The organism is Thioclava kandeliae, from assembly GCF_040297545.1.
In the GTDB taxonomy this organism is placed as follows: domain Bacteria; phylum Pseudomonadota; class Alphaproteobacteria; order Rhodobacterales; family Rhodobacteraceae; genus Thioclava; species Thioclava kandeliae.
In genome coordinates, this window is sequence record NZ_JAYWLC010000018.1 from 13,370 (window position 1) to 29,856 (window position 16,487).

Annotated in this window: 20 protein-coding genes; 6 read left to right on the forward strand and 14 right to left on the reverse strand. The window is 61.9% G+C overall.

Annotated features, from left to right (window positions below; all coding sequences use genetic code 11):
• Positions 1 to 26: 26 nt before the first annotated feature.
• A complete protein-coding gene (gene fabA, locus VSX56_RS16550; protein WP_339113289.1) occupies positions 27 to 536 on the reverse strand; it encodes a bifunctional 3-hydroxydecanoyl-ACP dehydratase/trans-2-decenoyl-ACP isomerase in 510 nt (169 codons plus the stop codon).
• 225 nt (positions 537 to 761) lie between these two features.
• Here fabA and irr point away from each other — a divergent pair, with 225 nt between their 5' ends.
• On the forward strand, positions 762 to 1,178 hold the full coding sequence (gene irr, locus VSX56_RS16555; protein ID WP_339113290.1) for a Fur family transcriptional regulator Irr: 417 nt from the start codon (positions 762 to 764) through the stop codon (positions 1,176 to 1,178).
• Between the two features lie 12 nt (positions 1,179 to 1,190).
• Here irr and VSX56_RS16560 read toward each other — a convergent pair whose 3' ends face one another.
• Both VSX56_RS16560 and efp read right to left on the reverse strand, forming a co-directional pair.
• Positions 1,191 to 1,415 carry a DUF1413 domain-containing protein gene (locus VSX56_RS16560; RefSeq protein ID WP_339113291.1) on the reverse strand — a complete coding sequence of 75 codons (225 nt, stop codon included), beginning with the start codon at positions 1,413 to 1,415 and terminating at the stop codon, positions 1,191 to 1,193.
• 160 nt (positions 1,416 to 1,575) lie between these two features.
• A complete protein-coding gene (gene efp / locus VSX56_RS16565; RefSeq protein WP_339113292.1) occupies positions 1,576 to 2,145 on the reverse strand; it encodes an elongation factor P in 570 nt (189 codons plus the stop codon).
• A gap of 136 nt (positions 2,146 to 2,281) precedes the next feature.
• Between efp and epmA the strand changes: the two genes are divergently transcribed.
• On the forward strand, positions 2,282 to 3,337 hold the full coding sequence (epmA, locus tag VSX56_RS16570) for an EF-P lysine aminoacylase EpmA (RefSeq protein ID WP_350938689.1): 1,056 nt from the start codon (positions 2,282 to 2,284) through the stop codon (positions 3,335 to 3,337).
• Here the strand turns inward: epmA and VSX56_RS16575 are convergent.
• From VSX56_RS16575 to VSX56_RS16595, 5 genes are all read right to left on the reverse strand, one after another.
• On the reverse strand, positions 3,309 to 3,818 hold the full coding sequence (locus tag VSX56_RS16575; protein WP_350938691.1) for a hypothetical protein: 510 nt from the start codon (positions 3,816 to 3,818) through the stop codon (positions 3,309 to 3,311). The two genes, epmA and VSX56_RS16575, sit on opposite strands and share 29 nt — an antisense overlap.
• A 54-nt stretch (positions 3,819 to 3,872) precedes the next feature.
• Positions 3,873 to 4,256 carry a DUF2237 family protein gene (locus VSX56_RS16580; protein WP_339113294.1) on the reverse strand — a complete coding sequence of 128 codons (384 nt, stop codon included), beginning with the start codon at positions 4,254 to 4,256 and terminating at the stop codon, positions 3,873 to 3,875.
• Between the two features lie 105 nt (positions 4,257 to 4,361).
• Positions 4,362 to 4,883 (reverse strand): MarR family winged helix-turn-helix transcriptional regulator, encoded by a 522-nt coding sequence (locus tag VSX56_RS16585; protein WP_406870070.1) that lies wholly within the window; start codon positions 4,881 to 4,883, stop codon positions 4,362 to 4,364.
• Between the two features lie 152 nt (positions 4,884 to 5,035).
• A complete protein-coding gene (locus tag VSX56_RS16590; protein ID WP_406870069.1) occupies positions 5,036 to 5,320 on the reverse strand; it encodes an FAD assembly factor SdhE in 285 nt (94 codons plus the stop codon).
• Positions 5,317 to 5,697, reverse strand: a complete 381-nt coding sequence (locus VSX56_RS16595) for a helix-turn-helix domain-containing protein (RefSeq protein WP_339113295.1) — start codon at positions 5,695 to 5,697, stop codon at positions 5,317 to 5,319. Before VSX56_RS16595 ends, VSX56_RS16590 begins: the two co-directional genes overlap by 4 nt.
• 81 nt (positions 5,698 to 5,778) lie before the next feature.
• Here VSX56_RS16595 and VSX56_RS16600 point away from each other — a divergent pair, with 81 nt between their 5' ends.
• Both VSX56_RS16600 and VSX56_RS16605 read left to right on the forward strand, forming a co-directional pair.
• The gene (locus VSX56_RS16600; protein ID WP_350938694.1) at positions 5,779 to 6,981 is read left to right on the forward strand and encodes a pyridoxal phosphate-dependent aminotransferase; all 1,203 of its coding nucleotides are present in this window, start codon (positions 5,779 to 5,781) and stop codon (positions 6,979 to 6,981) included.
• Positions 6,982 to 7,115: 134 nt separating this feature from the next.
• Complete coding sequence (locus tag VSX56_RS16605; protein ID WP_339113297.1) at positions 7,116 to 7,538, forward strand: hypothetical protein; 423 nt, start codon at positions 7,116 to 7,118, stop codon at positions 7,536 to 7,538.
• On the opposite strand, the gene VSX56_RS16610 is transcribed toward VSX56_RS16605, so the two are convergent.
• From VSX56_RS16610 to VSX56_RS16620, 3 genes are all read right to left on the reverse strand, one after another.
• Positions 7,535 to 8,917, reverse strand: a complete 1,383-nt coding sequence (locus tag VSX56_RS16610) for an MATE family efflux transporter (RefSeq protein WP_406871138.1) — start codon at positions 8,915 to 8,917, stop codon at positions 7,535 to 7,537. The genes VSX56_RS16605 and VSX56_RS16610 overlap by 4 nt on opposite strands.
• A 110-nt stretch (positions 8,918 to 9,027) precedes the next feature.
• Positions 9,028 to 9,657: a cytochrome b/b6 domain-containing protein gene (locus VSX56_RS16615; RefSeq protein ID WP_339113298.1), complete on the reverse strand. Its 630-nt coding sequence runs from the start codon at positions 9,655 to 9,657 to the stop codon at positions 9,028 to 9,030.
• An 86-nt stretch (positions 9,658 to 9,743) separates the two neighbouring features.
• On the reverse strand, positions 9,744 to 10,340 hold the full coding sequence (locus tag VSX56_RS16620) for an SAM-dependent methyltransferase (protein WP_339113299.1): 597 nt from the start codon (positions 10,338 to 10,340) through the stop codon (positions 9,744 to 9,746).
• Positions 10,341 to 10,633: 293 nt separating this feature from the next.
• Here VSX56_RS16620 and parE point away from each other — a divergent pair, with 293 nt between their 5' ends.
• Positions 10,634 to 12,592 carry a DNA topoisomerase IV subunit B gene (parE, locus tag VSX56_RS16625; RefSeq protein ID WP_339113300.1) on the forward strand — a complete coding sequence of 653 codons (1,959 nt, stop codon included), beginning with the start codon at positions 10,634 to 10,636 and terminating at the stop codon, positions 12,590 to 12,592.
• On the opposite strand, the gene VSX56_RS16630 is transcribed toward parE, so the two are convergent.
• Positions 12,593 to 13,273, reverse strand: coding sequence for an AbiU2 domain-containing protein (locus VSX56_RS16630; protein WP_350938697.1), 681 nt, complete (start codon positions 13,271 to 13,273; stop codon positions 12,593 to 12,595). It lies immediately after the preceding gene.
• Positions 13,274 to 13,357: 84 nt separating this feature from the next.
• On the opposite strand from VSX56_RS16630, the gene VSX56_RS16635 reads away from it, so the two are divergent.
• A complete protein-coding gene (locus VSX56_RS16635) occupies positions 13,358 to 14,209 on the forward strand; it encodes an aldose 1-epimerase family protein (RefSeq protein WP_350938699.1) in 852 nt (283 codons plus the stop codon).
• A 16-nt stretch (positions 14,210 to 14,225) separates the two neighbouring features.
• Here the strand turns inward: VSX56_RS16635 and hypE are convergent, their stop codons facing one another.
• Both hypE and hypD read right to left on the reverse strand, forming a co-directional pair.
• Positions 14,226 to 15,248 carry a hydrogenase expression/formation protein HypE gene (gene hypE / locus VSX56_RS16640; RefSeq protein ID WP_350938701.1) on the reverse strand — a complete coding sequence of 341 codons (1,023 nt, stop codon included), beginning with the start codon at positions 15,246 to 15,248 and terminating at the stop codon, positions 14,226 to 14,228.
• A 97-nt stretch (positions 15,249 to 15,345) separates the two neighbouring features.
• Entirely contained in the window at positions 15,346 to 16,482 is a 1,137-nt protein-coding gene (gene hypD, locus VSX56_RS16645; protein ID WP_350938790.1) for a hydrogenase formation protein HypD, read from the reverse strand.
• Positions 16,483 to 16,487: the final 5 nt, after the last annotated feature.

Here is a 16,487-nt window from a genome sequence, read left to right on the forward strand (position 1 = left end):
GCAGGCCTCCTCGTAATTTCTGGCAATCAGCTCTCGGAAAGAGCGACCTTCATATCCTTGACCTGGTAGATCACCTCGCCATCGGCTTCGACGATCCCGTTGGCCACACCCATGGTCAGACGGCGGGTCTGCACGGCTTTGGTGAAATCAACCTTGTAGGTCAGCATTTTGCGGTCGGGACGAACCATACCGGTCAGCTTGACCTCGCCCACACCCAGCGCATAGCCGCGCCCCTGCCAGCCACGCCAGCCGAGGTTGAAGCCCGTCAGCTGCCACAAACCGTCAAGGCCCAGACAGCCCGGCATGATCGGGTTGCCGGGGAAGTGGCAGTCAAAGAACCACAGGTCGGGTTTGATGTCGAACTCGGCCACAACATGCCCCTTGCCGAATTCGCCGCCATCGCCCGAGATATCGGTGATACGGTCCATCATCAGCATGGGCGGTTCGGGCAATTGCGCGTTGCCGGGGCCGAACAGTTCGCCCCTTGCGCATTTCAGTAGTTCGTCCCGGTCGAAGCTCGTCGGAAAGCCTGCCATGGAATATCATTCCCCCCTTGGGTCTAGTTTCGTTCCCTCTAACACCCGTCTGGGCGCGGACGCAAGGCTGCTCGCACCCTCGGGCATGGGTGAAATGGAGCTAGGAACGACCGGTCCCGAAGACAAGCCCCGGCCGAAGACCGAGAATTTCACGAAGTTTTCGCCAAGCTCGATTGAATCTCCGGCCCTCAGGGCGCATATTGGGCCTCAGGAGATAGACGACCTATGGCACCCAACGCACGCGACCGTGGCCAGCAATGGCTTGCCAAAGGGGGATTACGCCCCACCCGTCAGCGGGTTTCGCTGGCGTCCTTGCTCGTGGGCGATGGCGAGAACCGGCATGTCACCGCCGAGATGCTGCATACATCCGCGCAGGATGCAGGAGAGCGCGTCTCTCTGGCCACTGTCTACAATACGCTGCGGGCGTTCTGTGATGCGGGGCTCATGCACGAAGTCACCGTTGATGGCACGCGCAGCTATTTCGACACCCGCATGGACGATCACCCGCATTTCTTCTGGGAAGACGAGGCGCGTATCTCGGATGCCCCCAAGGAAGAGATGAAGATCACCCAACTGCCCAAGCCCCCCGAAGGTTACGAGATCGCATCGGTGGATGTGGTGGTGCGTCTGCGCAAGCTGTGACGGCGCACCTGCTCAATCCTTCCTGAAGACCCGCCCCTGCGGGTCGCACTCACCGCTATCATGCACCTGCGGGATCGCCCCCTGACGCACATGCGCCAGAAAGTCGCGCCCCAGTCGCAGCCGGTCCTCGGCCGAAAATGCCGCCCATTGCGGCCCGTAGATGTCTTGCAGATGGAACGGACCCAGCGGACGGTCCGTCAGGCGATTTGCGAAATAGTGCAGGCTGTCGGACATCATGACAGAGGATCTCCTGAAGGGTCTTCTGATGAACGTCATAGAACCGTTACAGTTCCGGCTCTTTGATCTGGCGCATTGCCTGCACGCCGCCATTCGCCAGCCTACATGAAAAAAGGCGCCCCGTTCGGAACGCCTCTCGCTGTCTTACACCGTAGCGAAATCAGTCTTTCGCACGTTCCTGATAGGCCAGATCATCGGTGTTGATCACGATGCGGGTGCCTGCGCCGATATGCGGCGGCACCATCACACGGATACCACCGGTGCAGGTCGAGGGTTTGTAGGACGAAGAAGCGGTCTGGCCTTTGACAACCGGCTCGGTCTCCTCGACTTCCACGGTGACCTTCTGCGGCAGTTCGATCGCGATCACGCCATCATTATAGGTTTTCAGCCAGACGCGCAGACCATCACGCAGGAACACTTTCGCATCGCCGATCACGTCATCGGACACGGCAACCTGCTCGTAGGTGGTGGGTTCCATGAAGTGATAGCCTTCGCCATCCTCGTAGAGGAAGTCGAATTCACGCTCTTCCACATGCGCGCGCTCCACGCCTTCGGTGGTCTTCCAGCGTTCGGAGACCTTGGTGCCATCCGAAATACGACGCATGTTGACTTGGGTCACCGGGGTGCCCTTGCCGGGGTGGAAGCTTTCAGCCGTCAGAACGACATAAAGGTGGCTGTCGATTTCGACGACATTGCCCTTGCGCAGCTGCGAGGCGATGACTTTAACCATTGCATTTCCTTTGAACGAATGCCCGCTTGGGCAAATGAGGCTCAGGCACTGCGTGAAGACTGGCGCCCGGATGCCCCGTCGCCTAAACCATCTGGAGACGGATTTCCAGTTCAAAGCCTGTTCGAAAGTGCAAGAGATGACCGAAACACCCTGGTGGCACCCCCATCGCCATGCGGACCGCCGCCCGCTTCTGCTGGCGCGCAACCGGATTCAGGCAGCGCTCCGGCAGTGGTTTGCCGATCAGGACTTTCTCGAGACCGATCCGGCCTGCCTGCAGACCAGCCCCGGAAACGAAGCCCATCTGCATGCTTTTGCCACCGACCTCCTCGGCCATGACGGGGTGGCGCACCGGATGTATCTGCATACCTCTCCCGAATTCACGATGAAGAAGATCCTGGCGGCGGGCGAGCCACGGATCTTCGCCTTCGCCCATGTCTGGCGCAACCGCGAGGCAGGCACCCGCCATAGCGCCGAATTCACCATGCTCGAATGGTATCGCGCGGGCGAGCCCTATGACCGGCTGATCGAGGATGCCCACGCGATGCTGGCCATTGCCACGCGGGCCTGCGGGGCGGATCACCTGCAATATCGCGGCATGACCTGCGATCCTTTCGCGCCGGTCGAGCGGATCTCCGTGGCCGCGGCCTTCCGGCAATATGCAGAAATTGACCTGCTGGCCAGCTGCCATGCCGATGGCTCGACAGACCGCGAGGCCTTGGCGGCGGAATGCGCGCGGGTAGGCTTTGCCATTTCCGAGGATGATGGCTGGTCGGATATCGTGTCAAAAGTGCTGGTGGACCGCGTGGAGCCCCATTTGGGCCACGGGCGGATCACCGCGCTCGACCGCTATCCCACAGCCGAGGCGGCCCTTGCCCGTCCCTGTGCCGATGATCCGCGCGAGGCGGAGCGGTTCGAGCTCTATGCCTGCGGGGTAGAGCTGGCCAATGCCTTCGGCGAGCTGACCGACCCCGCCGAACAACGCCGCCGGTTCGAGGCGGAGATGGACGAGAAGGAGCGGATCTATGGCGAGCGCTATCCGCTCGATGAGGAGTTCCTGCAAGCGCTGGAGCTGATGCCCGACGCTTCGGGCATCGCGCTCGGGTTTGACCGGCTGGTGATGCTGGCCACCGGCGCGCCGCATATCGACGATATCCTCTGGAGCCCTATCGCGCGGCCCAGAACCCGTCCATAAGCTCGCGGCAGGCGGCAGGTTGAAACGTCACCGGCAGCCCCGCAAGCGGCGGAGCCGCCTCGGCGATCTTGACACGTGCGCCCGTCAGATCGGGGTCACGCGAGATATCCGCCCGACCGGACAACAGATTGGCATCACAGCTTGCACTCTCGGCAAAGAGCCTGTCCCATTGGATCTCGGTCAGCCCTGCCAGAAGATAGGCGCCCTCACGGAAGACAATATGCCATTCCCGCCGATGCCCAGAACGCCCGCAGGTATCACAGCCCATGAGGATCGTCAGGGTTCCGGCCTTGGCCGAAGCAATCCCCGCCTCGCCCAGATGGCTGGCCCAGAGCGGCCCGATCACCAACGGCGCGGCGCTGTCATCCGACAGGATCACATAACGGTCCTGCGCGCTGGTGGTGACATCGGTCACCAGCTCATTCTGTCCGTCGCCATCGGTATCGAGGTGATATTCCGCCACCACCGGACCATCGATCACAGGTTGCGCCGCAGCCGCACCCCCCCCAAAGGGCCAGCACTACCGCAAGCCCCCTCACTGGAAGGGCGACAGATGCCGGTGCAGGCGCAAAACCTCGATCGGCACCACATCCAACGCCCGCTGATGGGTCGCCTCCAGCACGATCTCGGGCGCGCAGCCCTCGTCATGCGCCTCGAGGAACCGCCCCGCACAGAGGCACCAGCGATCCCCGGGCTTCAACCCACCAAAGCCGTATTCGGGCCGCGGAGTCGAAAGGTCATTGCCGATATAGGCCGACCACGCGAGAAATTCCTTGGTCATGATGGCGCAAACCGTATGCGAGCCCCGATCCTGCGCGCATGTGTTGCAGTGACCGTCACGGAAAAATCCCGTGAGCGGCGCGAGCGAACAGGGCTCGAGCGGGCCGCCCAAGACATTCACCGATAGTTCCTGTTCCATCCCGTCCTCCCCTCATCGCACCCTTTCAGCCTGCGCCCCGAAGACTGCGCAAGTCAAGCGCGACGGCAAAGAAAAAGGGCAGCACCCCCGTGCCGCCCCATTTGATCAGTAGATATACCGGATCTGGTCCATCCAGTAGCGCTCCATGCGCTTGAGGGTCCGGTTCATCTCGTCCATTTGCTCGAAATCGATCACGCCGCGCGTGCCCATGCCCTCGGCATGACGTTCGAACAGCTCGCGCACCGCATCATGCAGTTTGCAGCCTTTATCGGTCAGCTTCACGCGGACCGAACGGCGGTCCACATCACATCGCTGGTGATGCATATAGCCGTTTTCCACCAGCTTCTTCAGATTATAGCTCACATTTGAGCCCTGATAATAGCCACGGCTTTTCAGCTCGCCCGCTGTCACCTCGTTGTCGCCCACATTGAACAACAACAATGCCTGAACCGGATTGATCTCGATAATCGCCAGCCGCTCGAATTCGTCCTTGATGACATCGAGCAATAGCCGGTGAAGCCGTTCCACAAGGGCCAGCGTCTCGAGATACCCGGTCATGAGCCCTTGCTGCATCGCACGGTCCGCGACCGCGCCGCCCATCTGGCCCATAGGGGGTTCTATACTCATTTCATTCTCCGCATCATCTATGCCCCGGGATGCAGGATGCGGAAAAATGCCAAAATTTCGGTTAAGCGAATTAAATCTATTGCAAATCTGACGAGAATTTTCAGACAACGTGGCGGAACGGAGGCAGAACACCCCGCCCGCCACACTTCACCTCACTCGACTGCGTGGCGCTTTTTTGCAAATGCAGCAATGACTTGCAGGAGCTGCAAATATTCCGGGGGGCAGGGTTTGGCACCCGAGACCCAGAGATACAGATCCTGGTCATATTCCTCCAGAAGCGCGTCATAGAGGTCCAGAGTGGCCGGATCCATCTTGGCAAGTTCGCTATCGGCGAACGGGCCAAGCACCATATCCATCTCTTTCATCCCGCGCCGCCAGCTGCGCATCGTCATCCGCTTCAGCCGCGCCTCGGCCGTTTCCTGCACCTGTCCGGTCATTGGCTCTCTCCCGCTTTGACCCTGCGCTCGAGCCGTTCCAGCCGCGCATCGAGGTCTTTGATCACCGCGCGGGCCTCGCGTATCTCGCGCAAGATCTCCCGCTCTCGCTCTGCCTCATCTACCGCTTGCGGCGGCCCGTCAAGACCGGCACCCTCGCCATTGAGCAGCCACATCAACGAAACGTTCAAAACTCCGGCAACCATCTGCAGCTTGTTGGCCCGCGGATCGGCCATATCCTCTTCCCAGGCCTGCAGTGTTTCCAGCCGCACCCCCAGCTTCTCGGCCAGCTCGGTCTGGCTCAGTCCGGCAGCCTCACGCGCGCCCTCCAGCCTGTCGCCAAAGGTCGCGGCATCTTCGCCATACCAGTCATCCGCCATGAGGGCTCCTCTTGATCGCCATTTGGCCCGAGCGTAAGACATGACCACACAAGTTACAAACCCATCCGAACGGAGCCCCTCATGGCCTTTCTCTCCGACAGCCTCGCCCGCGTGAAACCCTCGCCCACCGTGGCCATGACCGGCAAGGCGGCTGAGCTGAAGGCTGCAGGGCGCGACATCATCAGCCTCTCGGCGGGCGAGCCCGATTTCGACACGCCGCAGAACATCAAGGATGCGGGCGCCCGCGCCATTACTGAGGGCCGCACCAAATACACCACCGTGGACGGGATCGCCGAGCTGAAACAGGCCATCTGCGACAAGTTCGCCCGCGAGAACGGGCTGACCTACACGCCCGCGCAGATCAGCGTGTCCTCGGGCGGCAAGCAGGTGCTGTTCAACGCGTTCATGGCCACGCTCAATCCCGGTGACGAGGTGATCATCCCCACGCCCTATTGGGTGAGCTATCCCGATATGGTGCTGATCGGCGGGGGCACGCCCGTCTTCGTGCAGGGCAATCCCGAGATGGGCTACAAGATCACGCCCGAAGCGCTCGAGGCCGCGATCACGCCAAACACCAAATGGTTCCTCTTCAACTCGCCCTCCAACCCTTCGGGCGCGGGCTATACGCGCGCGGAATTGAAGGCGCTGACCGACGTATTGATGCGCCACCCGCATGTCTGGGTGATGACCGATGATATGTACGAGCATCTCGTCTTCGACGGGTTCGAGTTCTGCACCCCCGCCGAGGTCGAGCCCGCGCTCTATGACCGCACGCTGACCGTCAATGGCGTATCGAAAGCCTATGCCATGACCGGCTGGCGGATCGGCTATGCCGGTGGGCCGGTGGAGCTGATCGCGGCGATGCGCAAGATGCAGTCGCAATCGACGTCGAACCCCTGCACGATCAGCCAATGGGCCGCCGTCGAGGCGCTGAATGGCGCGCAGGATTACATCGCACAGAGCCGCGAGGCCTTCCACCGCCGCCGCGATCTGGTGGTGGCCGGGCTCAACGCCTGTGAGGGCATCACCTGCCCCACCCCCGAAGGCGCCTTCTATGTCTATCCGTCGATTGCGGCGTGCATCGGCAAGACCTCGGCCACGGGCACCAAGATCACCGATGACGAGGCCTTCTGCACGGCCCTTCTGGAAGAGACCGGCGTGGCCACCGTGTTCGGTGCAGCCTTCGGCCTGAGCCCGAACTTCCGCATCAGCTATGCGACCTCCGACGAGGTGCTGGCCGAGGCCTGTAATCGCATCAAGGCCTTCTGCGCCGGCTTGAAATAACCGCGCGGGGTGCCGGAGACGCCCCTCCGGCACCCCACCCTTCCGATATTTGCACCAAGGCCGCGCAGCACGGTTGATCCTACCTCGCAGATATCGTTAATCGGGACACGCCCCTAGCGACCGGACCCCGCCTGATGAGCCTTGATCTGCCCGAATATTACTTCCGTATCCGCGAGAATGGTGCCGCCGTCTTCCGTGTGGACACCCAGAACCGCCAGCGGCGGATCGAGATGGACCAGATCGCGGTGGTCAATATCAGGAACGGCGAGATCAAACCGCAGGGCGGGCGCGAGCTGACCCCTACCGATATGGCGCGGATCACCCAATGGATGGCCGAACGCGTGGCCCTTCTGGCGCAGCGCGATATCGATGATATCCACCGCGCGGTGGATTACCTCAATCTCACCACGCAATGGGCACAATCCAAAGGCACCGACGAGCAGCTCGAGCATGTGACGGATGCGCTCCTGCTGGCGATGCATGACCTGCGCAGCGTGCTGGTGCGCAAGAAGGCCGAGCGGCTGATGGGCCGAGCTCCGTCGACAGGCGAGGATTAAGCGGGGTTCCGTCCGCCACCGCGTACCACCCAGAAGCGATACATCAGCAGCGCGGAGGCCGTTGCAAGCCCCGCCGCAAGCCCCAGCCAGACCCCGTGCGATTGCAGCGTGGTGTGGAAGGCCAGCCCATAGCCTGCGGGGATCCCCACCAGCCAGTAGCTCGCCAGCGCGATCCACATCGGCACGCGGGTATCCTGCAACCCGCGCAAGAGGCCCATCGCCAGAACCTGCATCGCATCGAAGAGCTGGAAAAAGGCCGCCAGCGCCAGAAGGCCGCTGGCCAGCAGGACGATCTGCGCCGTCTCCTCGCCCGGTTTCACGAAGAGCCGCACGATATCCTCGGGGATACTCAGGAAAGCGGTGATGGTCAGCGCCACGACCACCAGCGACATGCAGATCACGGTGAAGGCCCCGCGCCGCAGATGCTCGGGCGCGCCAGCGCCATAAGCCCGCCCTGCCCGCACCGTGGCGGCATTGGCGAGCCCCATATGCAACATGAAGGCCAGCACCGAGATCTCCAGCACGATCCCGTTGGCCGCCAGCTCGCGCGTGCCGAGCCACCCCATCATCAGCGTCGCCATCTGGAACATGGTGGCCTCGGCCAGAATGGTCAGCCCGATCGGGATCCCCATCCGCGCCACCGCTCCGAAGGCTGGCCAGTCGGGCCGCCAGAACCGCGCCCAAAGTGCCACATGCGACAGACCGCGGGCGCGATGGGCATAGATCATCAGCACCCCCATGACCGCCAGCTGCACCAGAACGGATGCCAGCGCTGCGCCGCGCACGCCCATCTCGGGAACCCCCAGATGGCCGAAGATGAAGACCCAGTTGAGCACGATATTCAGCCCGACCGCGCCCAGCGTGACCCAGAGCACGACCTGCGTGCGCTCGAAGGCCGACAGATAGCTGCGCAGCACCGCCACAACCAGCATCGGCACGATACCGAAGCCCCCGATCCGCAGATAGTCCTGCGCCAGATCGGCGGTGACGGGGTTCTGCCCCAGCGCCTGTAAAACCGCGCTCGAATACCACATGCAGGGGATCGACAGCAGCCCCGTCAGGATCGAGAGCCAGAGCGCCATGCGCGTATCGCGCCGCGCCTGTGTCTCGTCATCGGCACCGAGCGCCATCGAGACGCGCCCGATGATCGCATTGGCAAAGCCGGTCCCGAAGAGGAAGAAGAAGAACAGGTAATTGCTGCCCAGCACCACGGCGGCCAGCTCCGGCACCCCGTACCAGCCCATCATGACCGTATCGGTCACGCCCAGCCCCGCCGCCGCGAGGTTCGAGCCCACGAGCGGCAATCCGAGCGTGAGGATGGCACGCATATGGCCGAACACACCCATCGAGGTATCGACGGGTTTTTCCGGCTGGGTCATAACGGGGCTGGCCATGGCACAATCCTGATCAGGTGGTCAATATCCAGCCCGTGCCACGCCCCCGTTGACCCGTCAAGCCTCAGGGCACCTCCGGCCCGAAAAGCGCAACGTTACTTGCGCGGATCCGCGGCACGCCCGACAGGCAGGCGCGCACGTCCCGTGATCATCGGCGTCACGAGGTTCTCGCGCTTCCAGAAGCGATACCAGAAGATCGCCGCCACATGGACCAGCGTGAGGATCAGTAGGAGATTTGCCACCGTCTCATGCACATCCACCGCCTGCACCGCCCTGTCATAGCCCACCCAATCGGCGAAGGGGCCGACATTGAGATAATCCTCCGGATCGGAGACCAGCCCCGTCCCGACCTGCACCGCCAGCAGACCGAGGATCAGCACCACCGACAGCCCGCCCAGCGGATTGTGCCCCCGCGTATAGGAAGGCTTGCGCGAGACCAGCTTGCGGCCATAGCGCGCAATCGCGCCCGGCCCTTTGACGAAACTGGCAAACCGCGCCGTGCGCGGACCGACAAAGCCCCAGAGCACCCGCGCAACGACCAGCCCGCCAATAAAATAACCCAGCAGGAAATGCAGGCTCATATCTGCAGGGCCCCATTTCCCGAGCCCCCATGCCCCGCAGACCAGCACCACAAGCGCCCAATGGAAAGCCCGCACGAACGGATCCCAGACCGGCACGGTCTCGAAGACCGTTTCCTCCGGTGCTGCGGCGAACTGATCGGTCATGACGCCTCCTCCCGATACAAAAGCCCTCGGATCGAGTTTCATCCAAGGGCTGCACCCTGTCATCTGACAAAGCCGTTATGGCTATATCACGAGGGTCGCTGCATCACGAAATCGATCAGCGCCGCGCGACCACAATGGCCTTCGCCCTCGTGGATATCGGCATCGTAATCGGCCTGATGGAGGATCTTCCAGCGCGGGAAGGCCTCGCGCAGCAGATCCAGATCGTAGAGCTGCTCGACCATTTGCGGCCCGCCCGTGCCGTAACGCGGCTGGCGACGCGCGAAACCGTGGATCATCACCAGACCTCCCGGTGCAACCGCACGGCGGATCCCGTCAAAAATATCCTCGCGGAAGGCAGGATCGGCAAACTGGATGAAGCAGGCCAGAAGCGCGTCATATTCGCCCACGGGCCAGTCCCAACCACGAAGATCCTCGGCCAGAAGGTCGATGCTGACCCCGCGCGACAGAGCCAGCCGCTGCGCCTTCTCCCGCGCAGGCGCCGACAGCTCTACGCCGGTAACCTTAATACCCCTCTCAGCCAGAAAAACGGCGTTACGCCCCTCGCCCTCGGCAATCGACAAAAGCCGCATGCCCGGCGTCAGCCGCTCCGCCTGTCTGCGCACGAAATCCGCAGGCTCCGTTCCGAAGACATATTCCGCATCCGTAAAACGCTGATCCCACATCTCCTCCTCCTTCATTATCATTCTTATCGTTGGTCTCAAATTGTCACTCGACCGACCCCCGACAAGTTGACGTAGCGAATTGTGTTCTCGAGAAAATCCACGAAGATCATTCCGGCTTTGCAATAGGCGGTTTTTATAGCGCCCGCCCGTAAATGAGGCGCAGCGCAAACTTCACGCCCGCCGCCGCAGCGCGCCACCTGCAACTTCCTGTGGACGCTTTCGGCTCGGTGCTTGCCGATTTTGTCCCAAATGATGTATTGATCGACGCCAACCCTACTAAAGAAAGCGAGCAGATGGCAGACGATCTTCTCTCCACCCAGTCCGAGACCGAATATGACGCCTCCTCCATCGAGGTGCTGGAAGGTCTGGAACCTGTTCGCAAACGTCCCGGCATGTATATCGGCGGCACGGATGAACGTGCGCTGCACCATATGCTCGCCGAAATCCTCGACAACTCGATGGACGAAGCCGTGGCAGGCCATGCCAGCCGCATCGAGGTGGAGCTGAACGAGGATTACTCGATTACCGTGCGCGATAATGGTCGCGGCATCCCGATCGACCCGCACCCCAAATTCCCCGGAAAATCGGCGCTCGAGGTGATCCTGTGCACGCTCCATGCGGGCGGCAAGTTCTCGGGCGATGCCTATGCGACCTCGGGCGGCCTTCATGGGGTGGGCGCGTCGGTGGTGAATGCGCTGTCCGATCTGATGGTGGTGCAGGTCGCCAAGAACAAGAAGCTCTACGAGCAGCGTTTCTCGCGCGGCATCCCGCAAGGCCCCGTCGCCGAGATCGGCGCCGCCCCCAACCGCCGCGGCACGCAGGTGGTCTTCCATGCCGATGAGCAGATCTTCGGCCATCACCGCTTCAAACCCGCCCGCCTGATCAAGATGGTGCGCTCAAAAGCCTATCTCTTCTCGGGTGTCGAGATCCGCTGGAAATCGGCGATCGACGATGGCGAAACGCCCACCGAGGCGGTCTTCCACTTCCCCGGCGGCCTCTCGGACTATCTGATGGAGACGCTGGGCAAGGCGATGACCTATGCCGAGCGCCCCTTCGCCGGCAAGGTCGAGTTCCGCGAGAAGTTCAACGTGCCGGGCTCGGTCGAATGGGCGATCAACTGGACGCCCTCGCGCGATGGCTACATCCAGTCCTATTGTAACACCGTCCCCACGCCCGAGGGCGGCACCCATGAGGCGGGCTTCTGGTCGGCGATCCTCAAGGGCATCCGGGCCTATGGCGAGCTGATCAACAACAAGAAAGCGTCAAACATCACCCGCGATGACCTCATCACGGGCGGCTGCGCGCTGGTGTCCTGCTTCATCCGCGAGCCGGAATTCGTGGGCCAGACCAAGGACCGTCTGGCCACCACCGAAGCCCAGCGTTTGGTCGAGGGCGCGGTGCGCGACCATTTCGACAACTGGCTGGCCTCTGACACCAAATCCGCCGGCGCGATCCTCGATTTCCTCGTGCTGCGTGCCGAGGAGCGTCTGCGCCGCCGTCAGGAAAAGGAAACTGCCCGCAAATCGGCCACCAAGAAACTCCGCCTGCCCGGCAAACTGACCGATTGCACCGCGAAAAACCGCGCCAATACGGAACTCTTCATCGTCGAAGGCGACTCGGCAGGTGGCTCGGCCAAAGGCGCGCGCAAACGCGAAACGCAGGCGCTTTTGCCGCTCAAGGGCAAGATCCTGAACGTGCTGGGCGCGGCCTCGTCGAAACTCGGCACGAACCAGGAGATCAGCGATTTGTGCGAGGCATTGGGCGTCGGGCTCGGCACCAAGTTCAACGTCGAGGACCTGCGCTATGACAAGATCATCATCATGACCGATGCCGATGTCGATGGCGCGCATATCGCCTCGCTTCTGATGACCTTCTTCTTCACCCAGATGCGCCCGCTGATCGATCAGGGCCACCTCTACCTCGCCTGCCCGCCGCTTTACCGCCTGACCCAGGGCGCCAAGCGCATGTATGTGGCATCGGACGCCGAGAAAGAGGAATGGCTGGCCAAGGGATTGGGCGGAAAGGGAAAGATCGACGTGCAGCGCTTCAAGGGCTTGGGCGAGATGGATGCCAAGGACCTGAAAGAAACCACTATGGACCCCGCCACCCGCAAGCTGATCCGCGTCACCATCGACGACGATCTTGGCGGAGAGACGGCCGACCTCGTGGAGCGCCTGATGGGCAAGAAACCCGAGCTACGCTTCCAGTATATCACCGAGAACGCCCAGTTCGTTGAGGAACTGGATGTGTGATTAGCTTCTAGGCTCATCATATGGGGAGAGCCAGCTTGGCCTCCCCAAAAGAGCTCTAGCTTCGTTATAGCGCCCTTCATTCATCGCTTGCAGTGACTCGTCACGTTGTTCGCGCTGTTTTTGCAATCCCAACCTCAGAATATTGAGAAAATGTGTTTCATCTTCGCCCTTCATTACGGGTTGAAGGATGACATGCACATCTTCCTCAATACTCGCATAGACACGAATGACGTCCGAGATGGCTTCTATTGCCTCCCGAAGCTGTTTTCTCGATCCGCCCTCAAGCTTTGCACTGCCGAACCTTACGTCTTCATCTGAGTGGGCCAGCTCTTTGTCGCGAAAGGCCCATGCAAATGCTGCAGCTTTTTTCGCGGCTCTCTTGGCTTCCGCTAGTTTTTTATTTCTTGGATCTTCAGCGATTTCCAATCCAAAAATTGTGACTTGGCGCCGAGATCCTTTGCGGGAAGATTGCTCATCCGTCAGCCTGCATATCCGCAAAATTAGCTCTGACCATAAAGCATACTGAAGCACCTTTGCCGTGCTGCCGGACGTTTCATTCAAGATTTCCACCCGTCGAGGGTCCACACCAAACCATTGGTCGTAGATTCGAAAACGGATATGAAGCTGAGCCACGTCGTTTCTCAAGATCTCACTAAAAGTTGCCCTAGGCTCATGATCCATATTGCCAATCCTCGGCACAAAAATGCTTTTCAATTCAGTGTAATCACTTAATCTCAGTCGAACCAAATTTAAAAAGCTGAATCTATGACCACCCTCACCTCCCCAGACCTCACCGTGACCGTCTCCGATATGGGCGCCGAGATGCAGTCGCTTGCTTTCCGTGGCGAGGAGTTCCTCTGGAATGGCGATGCCGAATGGTGGACGGGGCGCTCGCCGGTCCTGTTTCCCATCGTGGGCCGTGCGCCCGACGATAGGATCGAGGTCCGTGGCCAGACCTATGACATGCCCCAGCACGGGATCGCCCGCCGCCTGCCCTTTACGGTCGTGGCGCAGGACGAGGCGCATGTAACCCATGAGCTGACGCCCTCGGAGGCGACCGAAAGCTACCCCTACAAGTTCCGCCTGCGGCTGACCCATCGCGTGACCGGCCCGACGCTCGAGGTCGCGGCCACCGTCACCAATGAGGATAGCGTGCCCATGCCCTTCGGTCTGGGGTTCCATCCGGCCTTCCGCTGGCCGCTGCCCGATGCCAGCGGTGCCCATAAGGTCGAGCTGGCCAATGGCGCGGAGCCCGTGATGAACCGCGTGGTGGAGGGGCTGATCTCGCGCGAGACGGAAGCCTCGCCCTTCCATCAGGGAAGCCTCACGCTTTCCCACGATCTTTTTGCCAAGAATGCCGCGATTTTCCCCGAAGGCACGGGCGAGGCGCTGCGCTATCAAGCCGAGACCGGCCCGAGCCTCGATTTCCGCTTTGCCAATCTGCCGAACCTCGCGCTCTGGCAGCCGCCTGGCGCGCCGTTTTTGTGCATCGAACCGTGGCACGGGATGGCGGCATGGCATGGGGCGGGTGCAAAAATCGAGGACCGGCCCTACACGATGAGCCTGGGCGCTGGCGAGACCGCCCGCTTTGCATGGTTCGTGACGATCCGCGAGTAACCTCGCAGATACGCCCCTAACAGATACGGGGGAGCTGTTCGCCCACCAGCATATCAACGATGCGGGTGCCACCAAAGGCAGTGCGCATCCGCACCTGACCCGCATGATCCGCGACCGCGCGTCCGATGATCGCGGCACCTTTGCCCTCGGGCAGGGCCTGCATGGCGGACAACGCGGCCTCGGCTTGGTCTGCGGGGACAAACAGCACCAAACGCCCCTCATTGGCGAGATAGAGCGGATCGAGCCCCAGAATCTCGCACATGCCGACGACCTCGGCGCGGAGCGGAAGGGCGTCTTCCTCGATGACGATGCCACAACCCGCCTCTTCGGCGATTTCATTCAAGGCGGAGGCAAGACCGCCTCGGGTCAGGTCGCGGGCGGCACGGGCTTCGGGGGCGGCACTCAGAGCAGCCTCCATCAGATGCCCCAGCGCTGCGCAATCGCTTTCGATGGCCGAAGAGAGCGCCAGATCGCCGCGGGCCGCAAGAATGGTTGCGCCGTGATCGCCCAAGACCCCGTTGACGATGGCCACATCGCCCGCACGGACATGGCAGGCCGCCATATCGCGCGAGGCAGGGATCACCCCGATGCCCGAGGTGGTGATGAAGACACCATCGCAAGCGCCGCGCTCGACCACTTTGGTATCGCCGGTGACGATGCGCACGCCCGCCGCTTCGGCCTCGCGCGCCATGGTGGCCACAATCCGGCGCAGAACGGCGAATTCGGTGCCCTCCTCGATAATGAAAGCGGCCGAAAGCCAGAGTAGGGTTGCCCCGCCTACGGCCAGATCATTGACGGTGCCACAGATGGCGAGCTTGCCGATGTTACCACCCGGAAATTCCATTGGCGTGACCACGAACCCGTCGGTGGTGAAAGCGAGCCGCGCGCCCGGGTCGTGCAGGGCGTCCGACATCAGGCGGGCCTGATCTTCCATGCCGGGCGGTGCGAAAACGGAGGTGAAAATCTCCTCGATCAGATCGCGCATTGCCCGGCCACCGCCACCATGGGCCAATGTGACGCGTTCGCCTCTTAGTGCCATAAGTCTTGTCCTTTGAGGGGAGCTGCGCCGCAACGGGGCATCGAGCCCCGCTTGCGCCGCCGGAGGCTCGCGCCTCCGATCCCGCCTATGATTTCAGTTATTCAGCCGCCGTGCGGGCACCGCCATATTGCCAATAGGCCGCGCAGGCGCCCTCGGAGCTGACCATCAGTGCGCCAAGCGCGGTTTCCGGTGTGCAGCCCTTGCCGAATTGCGGGCACTGGGTCGGCTTGATCCGCCCCGTCATGACCTGACCGCAGGCGCAGCCTTCGACCTCGGGCACCTCACGGCGACCCACCGCATAGCCGATCCCGAATTTCTCCTCGGCGTCATAGGCGCGGTAGGCATCACGGATACGCATGCCGGAGGCGTCGATCTCGCCCAAGCCGCGCCACTCGAAGGAAGGGCGCTTCTCGTAGACATCATTGATGGCGGCAATGGAAACAGAATTGCCATGCTCGGGCACCACGCGGCCATACTGGTTCTCGACACGGGCCTGACCTGCCTCGATCTGGGTCAGCACCATCAGCACGGATTGGAGAAGATCGGTCGGCTCGAACCCTGCCACCACAATCGGCTTGCCATAATCTTGCGCGATGAAATCATAGGGGTGGATACCGATCACCATCGACACATGGCCCGGCCCGATGAACCCGTCGAGCATCATATAGGGGTCATCGAGTAGCGCCTTGATCGGTTCGGGCACAGTGATGTGGTTGCAGAAGACCGAGAAGTTTGCGAGCCCTTCGCGCGCTGCCTGCTGGATCGCCAGCGCGGTCGAGGGGGTGGTTGTCTCGAACCCCAGCCCGAAGAAGACCACCTCGCGGTCGGGGTTGCGGCGGGCAATTTCCAGCGCATCGAGCGGGCTATAGACCATGCGGATATCGGCCCCATCGGCCTTGGCCTGAATGAGCGACTTGGTCGAGCCAGGCACCCGCATCGCATCCCCGAACGTGGTGAAGATCACCTCCGGACGCTCGGCCAACTCGATACATTCATCAACCCGCGCACGTGGCAGAACGCATACCGGACAGCCCGGACCGTGGATGAACTCCACCCCCTCATGGATCAGCTTATCGAGCCCGTACCGGAAGATGGAATGCGTATGACCGCCGCAGATCTCCATGATATGGATGGGCTTTTCGCGGGTAGCGCCTATGGCATCGGCCTTCTCGGCGATGGCTTGCAACAACGCGCGGGCCAATTTCGGATCGCGGAATTCGGAGGCAAATTTCAACGCCA